The following is a 19,861-nucleotide window of genomic DNA, read 5'->3' as shown; positions in this document are numbered from 1 at the left end:
CATTGCTCGTTCGTACTACTGGGTAGGAATAAGCGTAGTTGCTCTCTATGAGGGTAGAAGCACTGTCGAACTCCGACAGACGCAAGCCCCCACTTCAAACGCCCCGTAAGGGTGTTAAGTGGCGGGTTGTTGACTTAGTAGAAGCTATTCATATTTAAATCATTATCCACTCATAAAAAAAATCCTCCTATGTTAGGGGGATTTTTAATTTCTCAACATATACCAAACAATAACCTCTACCACTACAAGTAAAACCGCACCAAAGATCATTAACGTCGTCCTCTTTAATAGTTCATTTTCACGGTAAGGGATATTACATAAGTAAGCACCTAATGTAATCCGTGATGGACAAGCGATTGTGGCTACTGATGATGCGGTGTTTTGAAGTGTTGTGACATATTGCCACGGGAGTGCTACGTTTTGTGCGGTTTGCATTTGTAGTTTTATAAACATTGCATTTGATCCTGCGTTACTACCTGTTAAAAATCCACCAATAGCGCCAATAAACGGAGCAACAAAAACGAAAAAGCTTCCAAATGTTTCACCAGCTGTTTTTGCAAGTAATGAATGCATGCCAGATGCACCCATTAGTTCTGAAATGGCGATAAACATTGTCGTCGTAATAGCAAATGGAATCCATTGTTTGATCGTTTGTGAGAATGATTGTTTAATAATATTAGACGGGATGCGGAAGAAAATAATAGTAAATAAGCAAGTCATACCGAGCCAAAATCCTGGTGAATATAGTAACTCTAGTTTGTAAGAGTATGATTTCAAATCAAGAACCGCATATGATCTGAACAAATCATGTAATGCTGGAACGAGGCGAGAAAGTAAAATACAAACTGTTAGAAATATATAAGGGCTAATAATTTTTATAATAGATACTTCTCTCTCCGTTGCAGCCGCATGTTCTGTTATAAGATTTTGCCCACTTTTTCCTTTTAATTTAATGATAAGAAAGCCAAATGTAATCGTAACGATAGAACTTAATATCCCCGCTAGTTCAACACTTACGTACGCATTAGAAAGATATATTCCGAGAGAAAATAATAGAAAGAACCCTACTCCTTCTTTCCACTTTTCTATAACCGCTTGCCAGCCGCCAACAACGTGTAAAGAAAGAATAACGAAGTAAGCAAACATCGGAATACTTAATAGCGCTGTATTTGTACCAAGTGTTGTAAGAGGCATATTTATTAGCTGCGAACCGATAATCGTACCCGTTGCCATTGCGCCCCATGAACTAGCTAGTAAGCCAATGAATGAGAGCAGTACAGCTTGAAATGGTTTATACCCTAGTGAAAGAAAAATAGGTGCTGCAACCATGAAGCCAATACCAAATCCACTTACTGATTCAATAAGTGGGCAAATGCCAAAACACATAAGCAGCATTTGTAATAAACGATCCTGAGTAACTGCTTCTAGAAAACGTGCTACTTGATCGATGTACCCCATTTTGTTCATGAGGTGAAATAAAAAAATACCGAAAAATAAAACGTACCCGACAATAAAACAAATTAACCATCCTTTAATCGTTGCGTGCACAGTTTCACTTATCCCTAATTGAAACATTGGCGAGAATAAAACGATTCCAACAGACACAGCATAAGAAATTAACGAGGACCTTAATGACGTTTGTTTAAATAAAAATAAACAAATGAAAATCATCATAATTGGGATAAGTGCCAACAATATGGCCATGTTATCATCTCATTTCGTTTAAAATACAATTTTTAACTATTATATAACAGATGCTATAATTTTCAATTGTTTTTACAACAGATTCAAAAAAGGAACCAAACGGTTCCTTTTCATTCACTCCCATTTTCTATTATCCTGAAAAACTGTCTGCTTTCCGACTATTTCTTTCAACACAACAAACACAATGTAAGTACATATTGCTTGCAATATAATATTCCAAAATTTCATTAATGTAAATGAATGAATCCGTAGAAATAATTCATTTAATAATACAATCGAAACGATACTAAATAATTCTATACTAATCGAAAATAGACATATTTCTAAAATAGACTGTTCTTGAATGCGATTTAAGTTGGAAAAGATGAATACATATCCTAAAAATAGAGCCATTAACTCTATTTTCGTCATGCTAATTAGCCAAGCGTATAGCGGTACAGTTAAAAATAGATATAGTAGTTTACGTCTTAGCATGCCTTCTCTCCCCTTTAATTATATGTATTTTCTGTATATTTTAACATTTATTACACAAAACAAAAAGAAGAGACTACGCCTCTTCTTTTTGTTTTGTTGCATATATTAATTCACATATTTCTTCTCGCTTTTCATTTTCTAAAAGCTCAATGATTTTACTTCCAACGACAACGCCGTCGCATATTGTAACCATTTCTTCTACATGTTCTTTTGTTGAGATGCCGAATCCAGCGACTACTGGTAAGTTGACGTGTGATTTTACTTTTTCTAAGTAACTATGAATCTCCTCTTTAAAATTTTGACGTACTCCTGTTACGCCCGCTACTGTAACGGCGTATACGAATCCTTCTGATTCACTCGTAATTTTTTTGATTCGCTCAATTGGGCTCGTTACGGTAACGAGTGGAATTAAAGCGATATTCGCCTCTCGAAGGAGCGGCGCAATAATATCTTGTTCTTCATACGGTAAATCTGGAACGATGATGCCGTCTACACCCGCTTCTAAGCATCTCTCAATGAATTGTTCTTTTCCGAATGCGAGTACTGGATTTAAATATGTCATGAGTACAAACGGAATTTGTACTTCTTTCCTTACCTCTATCAATGCTTGAAAAATGCCTTTTACTGTTACACCGCCATCTAGCGCTCGTTTCCCTGCTCTTTGAATCGTTGGACCGTCTGCAACTGGATCTGAAAACGGGATGCCAATTTCAACGATGCTCGCTCCCGCTTCATCTAAAAAACGAATTCTTTCTTTTAATTTTTCAAGACCACCATCTCCGCCCATTACGTACGGAATAAATGCTTTCTTACCACTTTCAAACGCTGCTTTAATTTTTTCTACTCCCATTTTTCACACCTCTTCCATATAACGTTTTATACTCTCTACATCTTTATCGCCGCGGCCAGATAAACAAATGACAAGTCCCTCATCTTCCTTCATTTTCGGAGCTAATTTTAATGCGTATGCGACAGCATGTGAACTTTCTAACGCTGGGATAATGCCTTCTTTTCTCGTTAATAATTGAAATGCTTCTAATGCTTCTTCGTCTGTTATCGAATGATAAGAAACGCGGCCAATATCTTTTAGCAAACTATGTTCTGGACCAACACCTGGATAATCAAGTCCTGCTGAAATAGAGTGAGCTTCTTGAATTTGTCCTTCTTCATTTTGTAGAAGATACATCATCGATCCGTGTAAAACGCCGACGCTTCCTTTCGTTAAAGTCGCTGCATGCTTTTCTGTATGAACGCCTTTTCCGGCTGCTTCTACGCCGTAAAGAGTGACTTCTTCATCGTGTACGAATGGATAAAACATTCCCATCGCATTACTACCACCACCAATACAAGCAACGACTGCTTCTGGTAACTTTCCTTCTAACGCCTCATATTGTTTTTTCGTTTCATTTCCAATTACACTTTGGAAATCACGGACAATTTGCGGGAATGGATGTGGTCCGAGAACAGATCCCATAATGTAGTGCGTATCATGCACATGTGAAACCCAGTAACGAAGCGCCTCGTTTACCGCATCTTTTAATGTACCGCTACCTGCCGCTACACTTTCTACTTTCGCTCCGAGTAATTCCATTCGGAACACATTTAATTTTTGACGTCTTACATCTTCTTCTCCCATAAAAATGACGCATTCTAATCCGAGAAGAGCACATACAGTAGCTGTTGCGACTCCGTGTTGTCCAGCTCCTGTTTCAGCGACAACTTTTTTCTTGCCCATTCGTACCGCAAGAAGCGCCTGACCAATTGTATTGTTAATTTTATGAGCCCCTGTATGATTCAAATCTTCACGTTTTAAATAAATCTTTGCACCTCCGCAATACTCCGTCATATTCTCAGCGAAATAAAGCGGTGTTTCTCTTCCAACATACGTTTTTAAATAATGATTTAATTCCTTTTGAAATGCTTCATCTTCCATCGCCTCTTTATACGCTTCTTCTAGTTCTAATACAGATTGCATTAACGTTTCTGGAACGTATCGTCCTCCATATATACCGTAGTGACCTTTTTCATCTGGATATGCGTAATTCATTTGGAACACTCCTTCGCTTTTTTAATAAATTGTTTTATTTTCTCTACATCTTTCTTTCCTTCTGTCTCTACTCCGCTACTTACATCAACCATATATGGTCGAACAGTTTGAATTGCTTCTTCTATATTAAGAGCGTTTAATCCACCAGCTAATATCGTTTTCTCTCGTAATTCTTTTGGCATATACCCAAGTAATTCCCAAGAAAATGTCTTTCCATTTCCTCCGTGAAACTTTTCCTTCGGGCTATCAAATAATATATAATCCGTTTCATACCCTTGGGCGTTTTTCATATCACTCTCTGAAGTTACTCCTAGCGACTTTATAGACGGAATATTCAATCTTCTAATTTGATAATTGTCTTCATCCCCATGTAGTTGTACATGTGTTAACCCGCACTCATCTGCAATTTTCTGGATCACTTCTACTGATTCATTTACGAAAACACCGATTTTTAACACGTTGGCTGGAAGCTCCTGAATGATTTCTTCCGCTCTCTTTGGAGTGATTTTCCGCTTACTTTCTGCAAAAACAAATCCGAGTGCATCTGCTCCGTATTCGCAAGCACGTTTTGCTGTTTCCATATCAGTGATGCCGCAAATTTTCACTTTCATATGTTCACCTTACAATCTTCAAAAAAGGTACGAATAGAAGATGATGTCATAAGTGCTTCTCCAACTAATACACCTTTTGCTCCAGCTCTTTTAACACGGATAATATCCTCTTTTGAATGAATCCCGCTTTCGCTAATCCAAAGTAATTTCTCCTCATTTAATCGTTTTCCAAGCTTTTCTGTTTGGCCTAAATCGACTTCGAATGTTTTTAAATTACGGTTGTTAATACCGATAACGTGCGGATTTAATTCGATTGCAATTTCTAATTCCTCTTCATCATGAACTTCAACAATTGCTTCTAATCTTTTTTCTCGTACATAGCTATATAACTCTTTTAATTTCTCTTTCGTTAAAGCTGCTACAATTAATAAAATAATATCTGCGCCAGCTTCATATGCTCTATCAATTTGAATCTTATCGATTATGAAATCTTTACATAAAAGCGGAATGTTACTTTCTTCTCTTGCCGTTTGTAAATCATGAAACGACCCTTTAAAAAATTGACCGTCTGTTAAAACAGAAACTGCTCCTGCGCCACATTCTTCGTATGTTTTCACTTGTTTTCGTACATCAACGTGTAAATTGATATCTCCTTTTGATGGTGACGCTCGCTTTACTTCTGCAATAACAGTAAACTGCTGTAATGCTTCTACGAGTGAATGTGTCTTTCTTTTTGCTTTTACTGGTGTATATATTTCACATAACTCCGCAACTTCCTTTTTCTTCTGTTCTACAATTTTATCTAAAATCGTCTCCACTTTAGTTCACCCTTTCTAATTTTTCGTTGCTTGCTGCAATTAATAAGTTTAATTTGGCTAATGCTTTTCCAGAGTCAATGCTATGTGCCGCGAGTTTAATTCCTTCTTCAATCGTTTCCGTTTTTCCATTTGCGAAAAGAGCTAGACCTGCATTTAATAAAACGGTATCGCGGTAAACACTCTTTTCTCCGCTCAATACGCCGACTGTAATCTTTGCATTTTCTTTCGAATCCCCGCCTCTAATCTCTTCATTGTTCACTATTGAGAAACCGTATTTCTCAGGTTCAATACTCGTTTCTACTATTTCATTATCTTTTAAAAGAACTACGTGATTTTCCCCTTGTAATGATGCTTCATCTAAAAAACCACTTCCATTTACGACAAGCGCTTGTTTCCGGCCTAACTTTTGTAATACTTGTGCAACTGGTAATAACATATCTCGTTTATAAATACCGACAAATTGTGTTTCTAAATTCACTGGATTTGTTAAAGGGCCAATTAAATTAAAGATCGTCGGAACATTTAATTCTTTTCTTATTTTCATAATGCGCCTTAATGCTGGGTGCATCGCTGGTGCGAATAAAAATGCGATTCCGACATGTTCTAATAAATAATCAATTTCGTTTGGCGTACTACTAATATTTACACCGAGTTCTTCTAATAAATCTGCACTTCCTGTTTTACTAGAAACAGCGCGATTACCATGTTTTGCAACCTTTACACCTGCTCCTGCCAGTACGAATGCTGATGTTGTGCTAATATTAAACGTTTGGGCACCGTCACCACCTGTCCCGCAATTGTCCATCGCGCCTTGTATATGGTTCGAAAATGGTAATGCCTTTTCACGAAGAGCTCGAACGAGACCGTATATTTCTTCTGCTGTTTCACCTTTCGCTTTCAGTAATACTAAAAAAGCTGCAATTTCACTTTCCAATATGTTTTCATTTAATAAAAGAAGCCCTGCTTTATACATTTCCTCTTCTGTTAAATGTTGCCCCTCCACTAATTTACGAAGATAGTTATTCATACTCTTTCCTCCTCTTTCACTTCGCCTAAAAAGGCATGTATTAACTTTCCGCCTTCTTCTGTTGCGATTGATTCCGGATGAAACTGTAATCCGAAGAGCGGATAATAATTGTGACGAACTGCCATTATTTCTCCGTCGTCCATCGCTGTCGCTAATATGTCAAAACACTCTGGCAAGCTCGTTTGCTCTGCAACAAGGGAATGATAGCGCATTGCTGTTAGCGGCTGCATCACATATGAAAAGATTGACGTTCCGTTATGTTTCACACGCGATGTTTTTCCGTGTCTAATACGTTCTGCTCTAACAATGTCTCCTCCAAATGCAGCTATGATCGCTTGGTGACCAAGACAAATCCCTAATATAGGAACGTTCTTATAAAAATGACCGATGACGTCGATACAAATGCCAGCATCCTCTGGTTTTCCTGGTCCTGGTGAAAGTACAATTCCTCTTGGATTCATCTCTTCTAACTGTTCTATCGTTATTTCATCATTTCTTACAACTACAATTTCTTCTTCATGTTCGCCTAACAGTTGGTACAAGTTATATGTGAACGAATCGTAATTATCGATAAGTACAATCATTTCATTACCTCCAAAAGCGCTCTCGCTTTATTTAATGTTTCTTCATATTCAGCTACTGGATCTGAATCGTAAACGACTCCTGCTCCTGCCTGAACGTATGCTTTTTCATCCTTTACGACCATCGTTCGGATGGCGAGCGCCATATCAAGATTTCCTGAAAAACTAACGTATCCAACTGCACCAGCGTATACATTTCTTTTTTCATTCTCTAGTTCATTTATAATTTCCATCGCTCTAATTTTCGGAGCTCCAGAAACCGTCCCTGCTGGTAAGCAATATGCTAACGCATCAAATCCGCTCATTTGTTTTCGCAATGTTCCGTAAACTTCAGATACAATGTGCATAACGTGAGAGTATTTTTCTACTTTCATATATTTATCTATCGTAACCGAGCCAATTTCGCTCACTCTACCAATATCGTTTCGCCCAAGATCTACAAGCATCATATGCTCTGCTCGCTCTTTCTCATTGCCTAACAGTTCTTTTGCGATTTCCTCATCTTCCCTCTTCGTTTTCCCTCTTGGTCTCGTACCAGCAATTGGATTCGTCATCACTTTATCCTCCCTTACTGATAGTAAACTTTCCGGCGAAGAACCGAGTACAACATAATCTTGGAAATCGATATAAAACATATATGGTGATGGATTTGCAATTCGAAGTTTTCGATATAACGCGAATGGATCACCAATACATTCACTTTGTAAACGCTGTGACAGTACGACTTGGAATATATCTCCCGCTCTTACATATTCTTTGGCCATTTCTACCATCTCACAAAACTCTTTTTCCGTTATAGAAGAAGTGAATGATAATGTGGATGGTATTGCATTTACTTCAGCTTCTTCTCCTTGTAGCACTTCTTCTTTGTATACTCGTAGTCTTTCGTATACTTCCTCATAATTTGCTGAATCATCTTCCCTGCATACATATACAAACGATAACTTTTGGCGTAAATGATCGTAAACGATAAACTCACGATATAGTAAAAGGTGTACTTCCGGAATATTTAATGGGTCGTGTAAATCCGCTCCAATGTTTTCATACTGCCGAATGACATCATATCCAATATAACCAACTGCTCCTCCGCAAAATGGAAATGGACTGTCTACTTGTGATGGTGCAACTACTTCTTCTAACACTTGTAGTACGTTACCTTGTAACTTTTCTGCGCGGCCGAAAATCGTTCGTTCCACTTCCGTACCAACGCTTTTCACTTCTCCATAAGGATTACATCCTAAGTAAGAATAACGCCCTTTATCTTGATGAAGCTGTGAACTTTCTAATAAGAATTTCTTCTTCCCTTTCATACGTCTATATAAAGAAATTGGCGTAATGCTATCCCCTTCTTCTTCAGTGATTACTAAAAATGTCTTTCTCTCTCTTTTTTGTTTTATAAATTCTTCTTTCGTCATCATGTCCTTCACCTCGCCCTGAAAAATAAAAAAGTCCTCTACATATCGAAAATATGTAGAGGACGATAAATATACCGCGGTACCACCTCGTGTTGGATGCAAAAGCATCCCGCTTTGTTCAGGTACAAAATTTATACCTTATCCTTGTAACGGCGGAACCCGGGTTGCCTACTGAATATAATTGTTCAGCATACCTCTCGTAAGCCCATTCCGTATATGGCACCGTACCGGGCTCCCACCTATTCCCGGCTCTCTGTAACGTCTCCAATATACGTACTCTTCTTACTTAAACGATTTCATTTATTTAATTTTTTATACACAAAAAGGGAGTACTCATCCTATAGAAAGGACGGGTACTCCCGTGGTGCCACCTTAATTCGTTACAAATGTAACGCACTTTACCGTATCAAAAACAATACGTGTCTCTTGTATCGATGAGATCATGTCGCCAAAGCCTACTTCTTTCGTTTCGGTTTGGAAGCTCCGAAGCCCATTCCACATCAATTCCATACTGATTCGCACCAACCATCAGCTCTCTGACATGTTCATCATGTGTACTCTTCTTCATCAACGCTTGCATTTTTTTAAGTTGCACTCATTATAGACCTGAATTTTTTCACAAGTCAATACTTTTTTAAAAATTTTATTTTTCTTTCCTTTCAATATTATATTGACAAAACAACCTCTTTTTATGTAAATATAATAAATACTCTATTAAAAATAAGGTTTTTTGTATGAATATTATATATTAAAAAAGTAAAATGACGCCAAAAAACGCTTACATTTCTGAAAATTCGTATTTCTATATGGATTTTTCAGAATAATCATGATAGATTATAAAGTGAAACTTTAATCAGTGGGGGGTGTTCATCCCCACTGATTATTAGTTGAACCAATCGGGCATTTACGGGCAGTTGCTCTCCCACCTAACTTCCTTGCACAGCCAATTTTAAGGTGGGAGTTTTACTACCCGTTAATGCGGGATAAATATGCATAACGCATCAAAAGACATGACAAAAGGAAGGGGAACTATATGAGTACGCAGATGTTAACTTTAACTTCAATCTCTATCTACATGCTCGGGATGTTAGTAATTGGCTATTTCGCCTATAAACGAACGTCCAACTTAACAGATTATATGCTTGGCGGGCGTACACTAGGACCCGCAGTAACGGCATTAAGTGCTGGAGCATCCGATATGAGTGGTTGGCTTTTAATGGGATTACCAGGTGCAATGTTTAGCGTTGGATTAAGTAGTAGTTGGATTGCGATCGGCCTAACACTAGGCGCATACGCAAACTGGCTTTATGTTGCTCCTCGCTTACGTACCTACTCAGAAATTGCAAATAACTCTATTACTATTCCAGAATTTTTGGAACACCGTTTCCACGACAAATCTCATATGCTACGTTTAGTATCTGGACTTGTTATTATGATTTTCTTTACTTTCTATGTAGCTTCAGGATTAGTTTCAGGCGCTGTATTATTTGAAAATTCATTTGGCATGAACTATCATGTTGGATTATTCATTGTAGCAGGCGTTGTTGTAGCTTACACATTATTTGGTGGTTTCTTAGCAGTAAGTTGGACAGACTTCGTGCAAGGAATCATTATGGTAGTTGCTCTTATTCTTGTTCCTATCGTAACAATTATGAATTCGAACGGACTTGGACCTGCATTTGATACAATTCGATCTGTAGATCCAACACGTCTAGATATTTTTAAAGGTGCCTCTACTTTAGGAATGATTTCTCTATTCGCATGGGGCCTTGGTTATGTCGGACAACCTCATATTATCGTACGCTTTATGGCAATTTCTTCTGTAAAAGAACTTAAAAGCGCACGAAGAATTGGTATGAGCTGGATGATTTTCTCTGTTGTTGGAGCTATGTTTACTGGTCTTATTGGTATTGCTTACTATTCACAACAAGAGTTAACATTATCTAACCCAGAAACAATTTTCCTTGAACTTGGGAAAATTTTATTCCACCCACTTATTACTGGATTTTTATTAGCCGCTATTTTAGCAGCGATTATGAGTACAATCTCATCTCAGTTACTCGTTACTTCTAGTGCCGTAACGGAAGACTTATATCGTACATTCTTCAAACGTTCTGCATCTGATAAAGAACTTGTATTTGTCGGTCGTATGGCTGTACTTGTTATTGCATTAGTTGGGTGCGCTTTAGCGTTTAAACAAAATGATACGATTTTAGCTCTTGTTGGATACGCTTGGGCTGGTTTTGGTTCTTCATTCGGACCTGCTATTTTATTAAGCTTATATTGGAAACGTATGACGAAATGGGGCGCGCTTGCTGGTATGATTTCTGGTGCCGCTACAGTCATTATTTGGACTCAATTCAAATTCTTAAAAGATTTCTTATATGAAATGATTCCAGGTTTTGCTATTAGTTTACTAGCCATCGTAATTGTTAGTTTACTAACACAACCTTCAAAAGAAGTTGAAGAGCAATTTGAGGATTTCGAAAAACAACATCGTCATAATTTATAAAAAAATCTCTGCTGTTATCGTAACAGCAGAGATTTTTTACAGTTCGACAATCTTCTTATCAAATTTAACAAATTCTTTATGTTTCGTTAAATTTAACATAACACTACTCCTTTATAGTATGAGTATCAGCACTTATACAGAAAGGGGACTCCAACATGTTAGCAGCTTTCCAGCAACAACAAACACGAAAATTTTCACCTATCACAAATACTTCTGCGTCTTGTTTAAACATGCAACCTAACCCGCCTAAAATTTCAATTGCTCCTTCTGTTATTTCAGTCATCGGTGTTCATATGGAAAAACATAAATTAAAAATAAAAACGGGACAAAACATTGTGTTAGCAGCTTCCATTTTGCCAATACAAGCAACGAATAAAGAGCTTATTTGGTCAAATATGAATTCTGATATCATCACCATATATCCAAAAGGTGACACCGTGACGATTACTGGAAAAAGTGCAGGTAAAGCAGTCGTAATTGTCACAACTGCTGAAGGCAAATTCCGTGACCTATGTGTCATTCATGTACAACCTTATATGACAAATCCAAAGTAAAAGAGTGGCTTCATAGCCACTCTTTTACTTGATTTCAATATTTAAGTTTTTACTTTTTACAAGGTTAATAAATTATTCTTTATTTCTTGGAGAAATAATTTCTGTTTTATGTGTATCGTAAACAATTTCAAGTCGGTCAAATGATAATGCATGAGCTGCTATTGGATTTTTCGTATTTGAAATTTGTTTTATATCTCTTATAAATATACGTTTTGTAACGAGACCCGATCTAATTGTAATTATTTCTTCCCCGGCAATATATTTTGCCAAAAAACAACTCCAGCTAAACAACATTGCTAATGGAATTGTAAAAAGCAAAAGAAAATATTCTCTCCCTACAAAAATTGTCGCAAAATAAGCACCAAAAACAATGAAAACAAGTGGATATAACCATGTATCTTTTTTTGATGGAAATTCGATTTCCATCCCCCTTCTATGCCCATATTTCTATAAAACAAAAAGAGAAGTATCACAACTTCTCTTTTCTCCCCTAACACTATAATTCCTGTGTATACACCGGCTCGTTTACGACGTTTTTTGCTGTACGTTTTTGTTGCTGCAGTAAGAAAACAGATACACCAAACAATACGAGCATGCTACCGATAATTTGCATTGCATTTAATTTTTCTCCAAGTAAGAAGAACGCAAGTATAGATGCTCCAACAGGTTCTCCTAAAATACTCATTGAAATTGTCGTTGCATTTACATAATTTAACAGCCAATTATTAATTACATGTGACACTGTCGGCACAACCGCAAGTAAAAGAAAAACGGTCCAATCCCATTTCGTATAACCTGTAAAAGGTACTTGTAATATGACATTATAAATCCCCATAAAAAGACCTGCGAACGCAAAGACTGTAAAACTATAAATCCAGTGTGATACTTTCTTTACTGTCGTTTGCCCGATAAATAAATAACCGACAACTGCTATTACACTTAGAAAGGATAATATGTCTCCATAAATTGCTTGCTTACTTAACCCTAAATCTCCCCAACCAATGCACATTACCCCTAAAATAGCGATTCCCATCGTTGCAATGGCTGAATATGTTGTTCTTTCTTTAAACAGAAAAAAACCTCCAACTAAAGATACGATCGGTTGAAGTGCCAAAATAATTGTTGAACTAGCAACTGTTGTATGCTTTAAAGATTCAAACCATAAAAGAAAATGAAGTGCTAAAAAGAAACCAGATCCAATTAAAAAGCCCCAATCTTTCATTTGAATCCTATTAAATTCCTCTCTTTTTTTCCATACGATAGGCAGCATAATAAGTACGATAATCCATAAGCGGTACATACTTAATATTGAAGATGGTGCTGAGGACATCTTTACAAAAACTGCTGCAAAGGAAATGGCAATTATAGAAATAGCCAATGGTAGTGCGATTGATTTTTCTTGTTTCAAATCCTGTCTCCCCTCTCACCTGTCAAAAATCCCACTTCATTATATCCGTTTTCTTTCGTAACTTAAATACTAATTTTTTAGATTCTTCGTACCATTATGGTAAAATAGAAATTAAGGCGCCAATTAGTGAATATTTCTTTCCTTTTCACTACAAGCGTCGCTCTTACAATCGTTACAGTAAATTTTTATTTAGGGGGATCTACATGAGTCAAACAATAGGGAGAATTGAAGAAATTTCATTTTATAGCGCATCACTTCAAGAAGACGTTACACTTCTCGTTTATTTACCTGTAAATTACACACCACTGCACAAACATACAGTTGTAATTGCACAAGATGGTAGAGATTATTTTCAGCTCGGTAAAGCGCACCGTGTAATTGAGCGCCTTCGTGAAACCGAAGAAATTGACCGTACAATTATTGTCGGTATTCCATATAAAAATGTACATGATCGTAAAGAAAAATATTTCCCAAATGAAGTGAAAAATGCTGCATATATTCGTTTCCTTGCTCATGAACTTGCACCATACATTGATGAAAATTATCCAACGTACCAAATGGGAAAAGGTCGTGTTTTAATTGGTGATTCTCTTGGCGGAACAGTTTCCTTTATGACTGCACTTATGTATCCGCATACATTCGGTAAAGTCGTTATGCAATCACCATTTGTGGATGAGACAGTGATGAACTTAGCAAAAGAATTCAAAGATCCACAGGCGTTAGAACTGTATCACGTCATCGGTACAGAAGAAACGGCTGTAAAGCGTACTGATGGACAAGTATCGGATTTCGTAGGGCCGAACCGTGAGTTAAATAAGCTTCTTACGGATAGAAATTTCATCACGCATTACGAGGAGTTTGAAGGCAATCATACTTGGAAATATTGGCAAACTGATTTACCGAAAGCCTTCTCTCATATTCTAGCAATGAAATAATAGAGAGCAGTATTCAGAATAATTTGATATAATAGATAAAGAGATTTATTTATCTCAAAATCTAACTAGACTTACAAAGGGAGGAATTGGAACATGAAATTAGGCATTGTAATTTTTCCATCTAAAATGATTCAAGATAAAGCGAACGGATTGCGTAAACGTTATGACCCGCACTACGCATTAGTTCCACCACATATTACATTGAAAACACCCTTTGAGGCGCAAGATGAACAATTAGAGTCGATTGTAAACGAATTACATACAATCGCAAGTAAAACGAACCCTTTCACCCTTCATGTTGGGAAAGTTGGTTCATTCGCACCTGTTAATAACGTCCTTTACTTTAAAGTAGAGAAAACACCTGAACTTACTTTCTTAAATGAAGAAATGCATAGCGGGTTATTCACGCAAGAACGCGAATATGCTTTCGTACCTCATTTAACAATCGGACAAGGCTTATCAGATGCAGAGCATGCTGATGTTTTGGGCCGATTACGTATGAAAGATTTCTATTACGAACAGCCAATTGATCGTTTCCATCTTCTATATCAATTAGAAAATGGAACATGGACTGTACACGAAACATTCCGTCTTGGAAAGGGGAACAACTAATTTGCACGCACAGATTGTACAAACGGACGAACAACTAAGAGATGCATTCTCTGTACGTAAACAAGTGTTTGTAAATGAACAACGTGTCTCTGCTGAAGAAGAGTACGATGAGTTTGAAGAAACTTCCACACACGTTGTTATATATGACAATGATGTTCCAGTTGGTGCTGGACGTTTTCGCACCCTTGATGGTATAGGAAAAATGGAACGCATTTGCGTGTTAGGTTCCCATCGTAAAAAAGGTATCGGAAAAATTGTTATGGATGCGCTTGAAGCGTATGCAAAGGAAAATTCGTTACCGAAATTGAAACTTCATGCTCAAACACATGCTGAAGATTTCTATAAAAAACTTGGATATGTAACAAGTTCTGATGTATTTATGGAAGCAAATATCCCGCACGTCATAATGATAAAAGAATTGTAATTTGAAAGCAGGAGGTGACCCCTCCTGTTTTTTTACATTGCTATTTTCTTTTTCTTCCGCTAAAGTTAAATGTTGATGCTATAGTTTTGAAGGTGAACATATGACACAAGAAAAATTTTCACAAAAATCGTTAACACACGCTGATATTCCGCGTGCGACATATCATATTCCGAAAACATCTACCCATTTAATTATGGAAGAAGATGTAGATGCGGCTTATTTCCGCGCTCTAGAACAACAAAATGTTTTTTTAAACGAAAAACAATTAGAAGCTGTGCGCACAACAGAAGGTCCTGTTCTTACACTAGCTGGTGCCGGAAGCGGGAAAACATCTGTTTTAACAACTCGCGTTGGTTATTTAGTAAATGTAAAACAAGTTCATCCACGAAATATTTTATTACTTACATTTACACAAAAAGCTGCTGAAGAAATCCGAAGTCGTGTTGCGAAGTTACCAGGTATGAACCATGCAGCAAGTAGCTACGTAGTTGCTGGTACATTCCACTCTGTTTTCTTAAAATTGCTTCGTAGTCAAGGGTATAATCAACAAATTTTAGCAAATGAAAAACATAAACAAATTATGATAAAGAAAATCTTAAAAGAATTGCGTTTAAAAGACGATTACGATGCTGAAACGATGCTCGCAATGATTTCACTTGAAAAAAACAAATTAAATCGTCCGAAAGATGTAAAAGCGAAAACACCAGTGGAACAAGAATTTAAAGAAGTATATGAACGTTTTGAAGAGGTAAAACAACGATACAATTATATTGATTTCGATGACATCTTATTGGAAACATATTATATGTTAGAAAATAATGCTCCTTTACTAACTCAATTACAACAACGTTTTCACTACATTGAAGTAGATGAGTTTCAAGATACATCCTATGCACAATATGAAATTGTAAAATTGTTAGCCACGCCAAGAAATAATTTGTTCATCGCAGGTGATGATGATCAAGCAATTTATGGCTGGCGAGGGGCAAGTCACCAAATTATTTTATCTTTTCCAAAAGAATTTGATAACACAACAATTATTGCACTAAATACGAATTATCGATCCAATCCCTTTATCGTCGGGCTTGGAAATGAAGTTATAAAATTAAATCAAGAACGTTTTGATAAAGAGCTATACTCCGTTCGCGAGGAAGGTGTACAACCTTTTTATGCACGACCTGCTACGACTCTTGATGAAGCAAATCAAATTTTACAGCTCATTCAAGAAAAAGTAGATAGCGGTGACCGAAACTATAAAGATTTTTGTTTACTGTATCGCACACATTCTGTAAGTCGTTCGTTACTTGATCAGCTTACCATTCATAAAATCCCGTTTATTAAACACGGGGCGAACCAATCATTTTATGAACATTCTTTAATTAAGCCTGTATTAGATCATTTAAGACTCGTGATTGAGCCGTTTCGGCTAGAATCACTTTCAAACATATTGCCGACGATGTATATCGGACGTGATGATTGTATTTCATTTATTGAACGTGAACAATGGAAATATGGTGAGGGACGCTTCCCTTCTCTTCTTCATTTCTTACTATTAAATCCAAGCTTAAAACCTTTTCAAGTGAAAAAGGTAAATGAGCGCATCGATTTTATTAAGTTTATTAAAGAATTAGAACCGAAAAAAGCATTAAAAGAAATCATTCATGGTAAAGGAAAATATTTAGAGTACTTACAAAGTAACGATCGTTCTTCCTTTACGATGCATAAAGACATACAAGAAGAAATGTTGGAAGAATTAATGGAGTCTGCAACTCGTTTCACCGATATTCCAGCTTATTTACAATTTATCGACGAGGCGATTCAAGGTCAAAAAGAAATGGAAGCATTAAAAACAATGCCGCAAAAAGATGCCGTTTCACTTATGTCAATCCATAACGCAAAAGGCCTTGAATTTCCATGTGTCTTTTTACTTGGAGCGAGTGATGGAATCCTGCCCCATACTTCTTCTTTAAAAGATGCAAATGATCGTATTACGGAAACTTCTGAAGCGTTAGAAGAAGAACGCCGATTACTGTATGTCGCCATTACACGTGCAAAAGAAGAACTTTACATTTCTTCTCCGCAATTTTTCAGAGGAAAGAAATTAGATATATCTCGTTTTTTATATACTGTGCGAAAAGATTTACCTGAAAAGACATCCACTAAATAAGGATGTCTTTTTTTATATCACGTTATGTACATCCCTCCTATATAAATTCCCTGTTTTTATCGTGAGAATTAACGTAATATCAGCCATATCCCACTCATATTGTAATAGTGTATGTCAGAACTCACGAGAAGGAGTGAACATAATGAGCTGCAATTGTAACGAAGACCATCATGAACATGATTGTGATTTCAACTGTGTATCTAATGTCGTTCGCTTTATACATGAACTGCAAGAATGTGCAACGACAACATGTGGATCTGGTTGCGAAGTTCCATTTTTAGGAGCACATAACACTGCATCAGTAGCGAATACACGTCCTTTTATTTTATACACAAAAGCCGGAGCACCTTTTGAAGCATTTGCACCATCTTCAAGCCTTACTAGTTGCCGATCTCCAATTTTCCGCGTAGAAAGTATAGATGATGATGACTGTGCTGTATTACGTGTATTAACTGTAGTATTAGGTGATAACTCACCCGTACCACCTACTGATGACCCAATTTGTACGTTTTTAGCTGTACCAAATGCAAGATTAGTATCAACCTCTACTTGCATTACTGTTGATTTAAGTTGCTTCTGTGCTATTCAATGCTTACGCGATGTTACAATTTAAAACTAAATAATGAGTTAAGTATGGATTGGGTGGCAGATAATTCTGCCACCCAATCCATACTTAAAGAGTATTATTATGTAAATTTCTTAAAATTGGGAACTTGTCTAGAACATAGAACCTGTCCTTTTCATTAACTGAAAGTAGAAACAGATAAAGGAGTGAAAAACATGTTCTCTTCTGATTGCGAATTTACTAAAATTGATTGTGAGGCAAAGCCAGCTAGTACACTACCAGCCTTCGGTTTTGCTTTCAACGCGTCTGCACCTCAGTTCGCTTCACTATTTACACCACTACTATTACCTAGCGTAAGTCCAAACCCAAATATTACTGTTCCAGTAATAAATGATACAGTAAGTGTTGGAGATGGCATTCGAATTCTACGAGCTGGTATTTATCAAATCAGTTATACATTAACGATTAGTCTTGATAACGCACCTGTAGCACCAGAAGCTGGTCGTTTCTTCTTATCATTAAATACGCCAGCTAACATTATTCCTGGATCAGGTACAGCGGTTCGTTCTAACGTTATTGGTACTGGTGAAGTAGACGTATCCAGCGGTGTTATTCTTATTAACTTAAATCCTGGTGACTTAATTCAAATTGTACCAGTTGAGTTAATTGGAACTGTAGACGTCCGTGCAGCAGCATTAACAGTTGCACAAATTAGCTAGTAAAAAGCGGTATTTCTAATACAGAAATACCGCTTTTTATATGTATAATAAAAAACACTCACAGTAACATGAGTGTTTCATTCTTCATATTGTTTTATTGTGTTCTTCTTTTTCCCACAATTACATCCCTTTTTCTTCACAAATCCTTGTTGTTGCAATTGTTCTTGATATGCCTGTTGTTGTGCATGGTGCTGTTGCTGTATTTGATACCACTGCTGCAGGTCATATGAATTTTGCCTTGGATTATTGCTCACAGCAAACATCTCCTCTACTGTCAATTCTGTCTATTTACTATATGAACAACTCTTTATTTCCGTTCCCTCATTCTTTTAAACTCCGCTTTTTCTCTTATTATGAAAATATATTATTCTCCCATAAAATATCCTGTAATCGTTTCAATGATTGCTGCTGCTCCTGCAATAGCCAATAATGCAAGTAACGGCTCCGCAACAATAGGAATCCAATTATATAAAACTAATAAAAAAGCACTAACCCATACACCTGTACACCAATAACAGCTTAATAATTCGCCAATCCACTTTCTTAATCCTTTACCTTTCACTTTTGTAAACGTTGATACACTTCCATCTGGCTCCGTAATCTCTAATTCATCAATAAATGGTCTTCGCAAAAAGGCTGTAATTTTATCATAAACAATTAAACGAGTGAGCCTAAAGGCTGCTAACGCGAAAATAAAAAATAAAAGCCAGCTTGTAAACAGCATAATTCCACCTTCCCTTATCCTCTTTCGCCTATTTAAAAAAAAAGGTCTTGAGATTGTGACCAAATCTCCTCGACTCCAATATCTTATTAATGTAAATACAAACAAGAAGATAAGGAGTGACATTAATGAGTTGTAACGAAAATAAACACCATGGCTCTTCTCATTGTGTAGTTGACGTTGTAAAATTCATCAATGAATTACAAGATTGTTCTACAACAACGTGTGGATCTGGTTGTGAAATTCCATTTTTAGGTGCACACAATACTGCATCAGTAGCAAATACACGTCCTTTTATTTTATACACAAAAACTGGAGAACCTTTTGAAGCATTTGCACCATCTGCAAGCCTTGTTGGCTGCCGATCTCCAATTTTCCGTGTGGAAAGTGTAGATGATGATAGCTGTGCTGTACTACGTGTATTAAGTGTAGTATTAGGTGATAGCTCTCCTGTACCACCTACTGATGACCCAATTTGTACGTTTTTAGCTGTACCAAATGCAAGACTAGTATCGACATCTACTTGCATTACTGTTGATTTAAGCTGTTTCTGTGCGATTCAGTGCTTACGCGACGTTACTATCTAATGTGAAGTGAACTAAAAAACTATTGGGGTGGTAGAAGCTT

Annotated in this window: 22 protein-coding genes and 2 other annotated features; of the genes, 9 read left to right on the top strand and 13 right to left on the bottom strand. The window is 36.8% G+C overall.

The annotated features are described in order from the left end of the window. Window positions 1-204: 204 nt before the first annotated feature. The 9 genes from F3I02_RS14685 to trpE all read right to left on the bottom strand — a co-directional run bounded on the left by F3I02_RS14685 (window position 205) and on the right by trpE (window position 8,620). Window positions 205-1,704: an L-lactate permease gene (locus F3I02_RS14685; protein WP_000996236.1), complete on the bottom strand. Its 1,500-nt coding sequence runs from the start codon at window positions 1,702-1,704 to the stop codon at window positions 205-207. Window positions 1,705-1,818: 114 nt separating this feature from the next. Further along, complete coding sequence (locus F3I02_RS14680) at window positions 1,819-2,178, bottom strand: DUF4029 domain-containing protein (RefSeq protein ID WP_000946131.1); 360 nt, start codon at window positions 2,176-2,178, stop codon at window positions 1,819-1,821. Between the two features lie 73 nt (window positions 2,179-2,251). After that, window positions 2,252-3,028, bottom strand: a complete 777-nt coding sequence (gene trpA, locus F3I02_RS14675) for a tryptophan synthase subunit alpha (RefSeq protein ID WP_000537841.1) — start codon at window positions 3,026-3,028, stop codon at window positions 2,252-2,254. A gap of 3 nt (window positions 3,029-3,031) precedes the next feature. Continuing rightward, window positions 3,032-4,225: a tryptophan synthase subunit beta gene (trpB, locus tag F3I02_RS14670; protein WP_001105002.1), complete on the bottom strand. Its 1,194-nt coding sequence runs from the start codon at window positions 4,223-4,225 to the stop codon at window positions 3,032-3,034. Next, entirely contained in the window at window positions 4,222-4,836 is a 615-nt protein-coding gene (locus tag F3I02_RS14665; protein WP_000865119.1) for a phosphoribosylanthranilate isomerase, read from the bottom strand. The genes trpB and F3I02_RS14665 overlap by 4 nt, the downstream gene beginning before the upstream one ends. Continuing rightward, on the bottom strand, window positions 4,833-5,594 hold the full coding sequence (gene trpC / locus F3I02_RS14660; protein ID WP_000447789.1) for an indole-3-glycerol phosphate synthase TrpC: 762 nt from the start codon (window positions 5,592-5,594) through the stop codon (window positions 4,833-4,835). The genes F3I02_RS14665 and trpC overlap by 4 nt, the downstream gene beginning before the upstream one ends. A 1-nt stretch (window position 5,595) precedes the next feature. Beyond that, window positions 5,596-6,621, bottom strand: coding sequence for an anthranilate phosphoribosyltransferase (gene trpD / locus F3I02_RS14655; protein WP_001067349.1), 1,026 nt, complete (start codon window positions 6,619-6,621; stop codon window positions 5,596-5,598). Beyond that, window positions 6,618-7,205: an aminodeoxychorismate/anthranilate synthase component II gene (locus F3I02_RS14650; RefSeq protein WP_000636316.1), complete on the bottom strand. Its 588-nt coding sequence runs from the start codon at window positions 7,203-7,205 to the stop codon at window positions 6,618-6,620. Before F3I02_RS14650 ends, trpD begins: the two co-directional genes overlap by 4 nt. Next, the gene (trpE, locus tag F3I02_RS14645) at window positions 7,202-8,620 is read right to left on the bottom strand and encodes an anthranilate synthase component I (RefSeq protein WP_061883900.1); all 1,419 of its coding nucleotides are present in this window, start codon (window positions 8,618-8,620) and stop codon (window positions 7,202-7,204) included. Before trpE ends, F3I02_RS14650 begins: the two co-directional genes overlap by 4 nt. Window positions 8,621-8,672: 52 nt before the next feature. Then, window positions 8,673-8,917, bottom strand: a binding site (T-box leader). A gap of 42 nt (window positions 8,918-8,959) precedes the next feature. Continuing rightward, window positions 8,960-9,197: a binding site (T-box leader), on the bottom strand. Between the two features lie 453 nt (window positions 9,198-9,650). Between trpE and putP the strand changes: the two genes are divergently transcribed. Both putP and F3I02_RS14635 read left to right on the top strand, forming a co-directional pair. After that, entirely contained in the window at window positions 9,651-11,129 is a 1,479-nt protein-coding gene (putP, locus tag F3I02_RS14640) for a sodium/proline symporter PutP (RefSeq protein WP_000107210.1), read from the top strand. A 155-nt stretch (window positions 11,130-11,284) separates the two neighbouring features. Next, window positions 11,285-11,683: an Ig-like domain-containing protein gene (locus tag F3I02_RS14635; protein ID WP_000878730.1), complete on the top strand. Its 399-nt coding sequence runs from the start codon at window positions 11,285-11,287 to the stop codon at window positions 11,681-11,683. A 72-nt stretch (window positions 11,684-11,755) separates the two neighbouring features. Here F3I02_RS14635 and F3I02_RS14630 read toward each other — a convergent pair whose 3' ends face one another. Both F3I02_RS14630 and F3I02_RS14625 read right to left on the bottom strand, forming a co-directional pair. Next, complete coding sequence (locus F3I02_RS14630; RefSeq protein WP_196478167.1) at window positions 11,756-12,103, bottom strand: PH domain-containing protein; 348 nt, start codon at window positions 12,101-12,103, stop codon at window positions 11,756-11,758. A 76-nt stretch (window positions 12,104-12,179) separates the two neighbouring features. After that, complete coding sequence (locus F3I02_RS14625; RefSeq protein WP_000806939.1) at window positions 12,180-13,091, bottom strand: DMT family transporter; 912 nt, start codon at window positions 13,089-13,091, stop codon at window positions 12,180-12,182. A 203-nt stretch (window positions 13,092-13,294) separates the two neighbouring features. Between F3I02_RS14625 and F3I02_RS14620 the strand changes: the two genes are divergently transcribed. The 6 genes from F3I02_RS14620 to exsF all read left to right on the top strand — a co-directional run bounded on the left by F3I02_RS14620 (window position 13,295) and on the right by exsF (window position 18,513). Beyond that, a complete protein-coding gene (locus F3I02_RS14620; RefSeq protein ID WP_000084011.1) occupies window positions 13,295-14,026 on the top strand; it encodes an alpha/beta hydrolase in 732 nt (243 codons plus the stop codon). A 93-nt stretch (window positions 14,027-14,119) separates the two neighbouring features. Continuing rightward, window positions 14,120-14,638, top strand: a complete 519-nt coding sequence (locus tag F3I02_RS14615; protein WP_000765863.1) for a YjcG family protein — start codon at window positions 14,120-14,122, stop codon at window positions 14,636-14,638. 1 nt (window position 14,639) lies between these two features. Further along, entirely contained in the window at window positions 14,640-15,062 is a 423-nt protein-coding gene (locus tag F3I02_RS14610; RefSeq protein ID WP_000543304.1) for a GNAT family N-acetyltransferase, read from the top strand. Between the two features lie 100 nt (window positions 15,063-15,162). Continuing rightward, window positions 15,163-17,229, top strand: a complete 2,067-nt coding sequence (locus F3I02_RS14605) for an ATP-dependent helicase (protein WP_196478098.1) — start codon at window positions 15,163-15,165, stop codon at window positions 17,227-17,229. Window positions 17,230-17,371: 142 nt separating this feature from the next. Beyond that, on the top strand, window positions 17,372-17,842 hold the full coding sequence (cotY, locus tag F3I02_RS14600) for a spore coat protein CotY (protein ID WP_001277698.1): 471 nt from the start codon (window positions 17,372-17,374) through the stop codon (window positions 17,840-17,842). 167 nt (window positions 17,843-18,009) lie between these two features. Further along, window positions 18,010-18,513: an exosporium protein ExsF gene (gene exsF, locus F3I02_RS14595; protein WP_000492936.1), complete on the top strand. Its 504-nt coding sequence runs from the start codon at window positions 18,010-18,012 to the stop codon at window positions 18,511-18,513. Between the two features lie 77 nt (window positions 18,514-18,590). Here exsF and F3I02_RS14590 read toward each other — a convergent pair whose 3' ends face one another. After that, the gene (locus F3I02_RS14590; protein ID WP_033672524.1) at window positions 18,591-18,776 is read right to left on the bottom strand and encodes a hypothetical protein; all 186 of its coding nucleotides are present in this window, start codon (window positions 18,774-18,776) and stop codon (window positions 18,591-18,593) included. A 101-nt stretch (window positions 18,777-18,877) separates the two neighbouring features. Further along, complete coding sequence (locus tag F3I02_RS14585; protein ID WP_000899662.1) at window positions 18,878-19,237, bottom strand: DUF1360 domain-containing protein; 360 nt, start codon at window positions 19,235-19,237, stop codon at window positions 18,878-18,880. A gap of 125 nt (window positions 19,238-19,362) precedes the next feature. Between F3I02_RS14585 and exsY the strand changes: the two genes are divergently transcribed. Then, the gene (gene exsY / locus F3I02_RS14580) at window positions 19,363-19,821 is read left to right on the top strand and encodes an exosporium assembly protein ExsY (RefSeq protein WP_001277741.1); all 459 of its coding nucleotides are present in this window, start codon (window positions 19,363-19,365) and stop codon (window positions 19,819-19,821) included. Window positions 19,822-19,861: the final 40 nt, after the last annotated feature.

This window comes from Bacillus sp. SRB3LM, from assembly GCF_015712745.1.
Taxonomy (GTDB): Bacteria; Bacillota; Bacilli; order Bacillales; family Bacillaceae_G; genus Bacillus_A; species Bacillus_A thuringiensis_K.
Note: the sequence above shows the minus strand (reverse complement) of the source record. Positions and strands in the feature narration are given on the sequence as shown.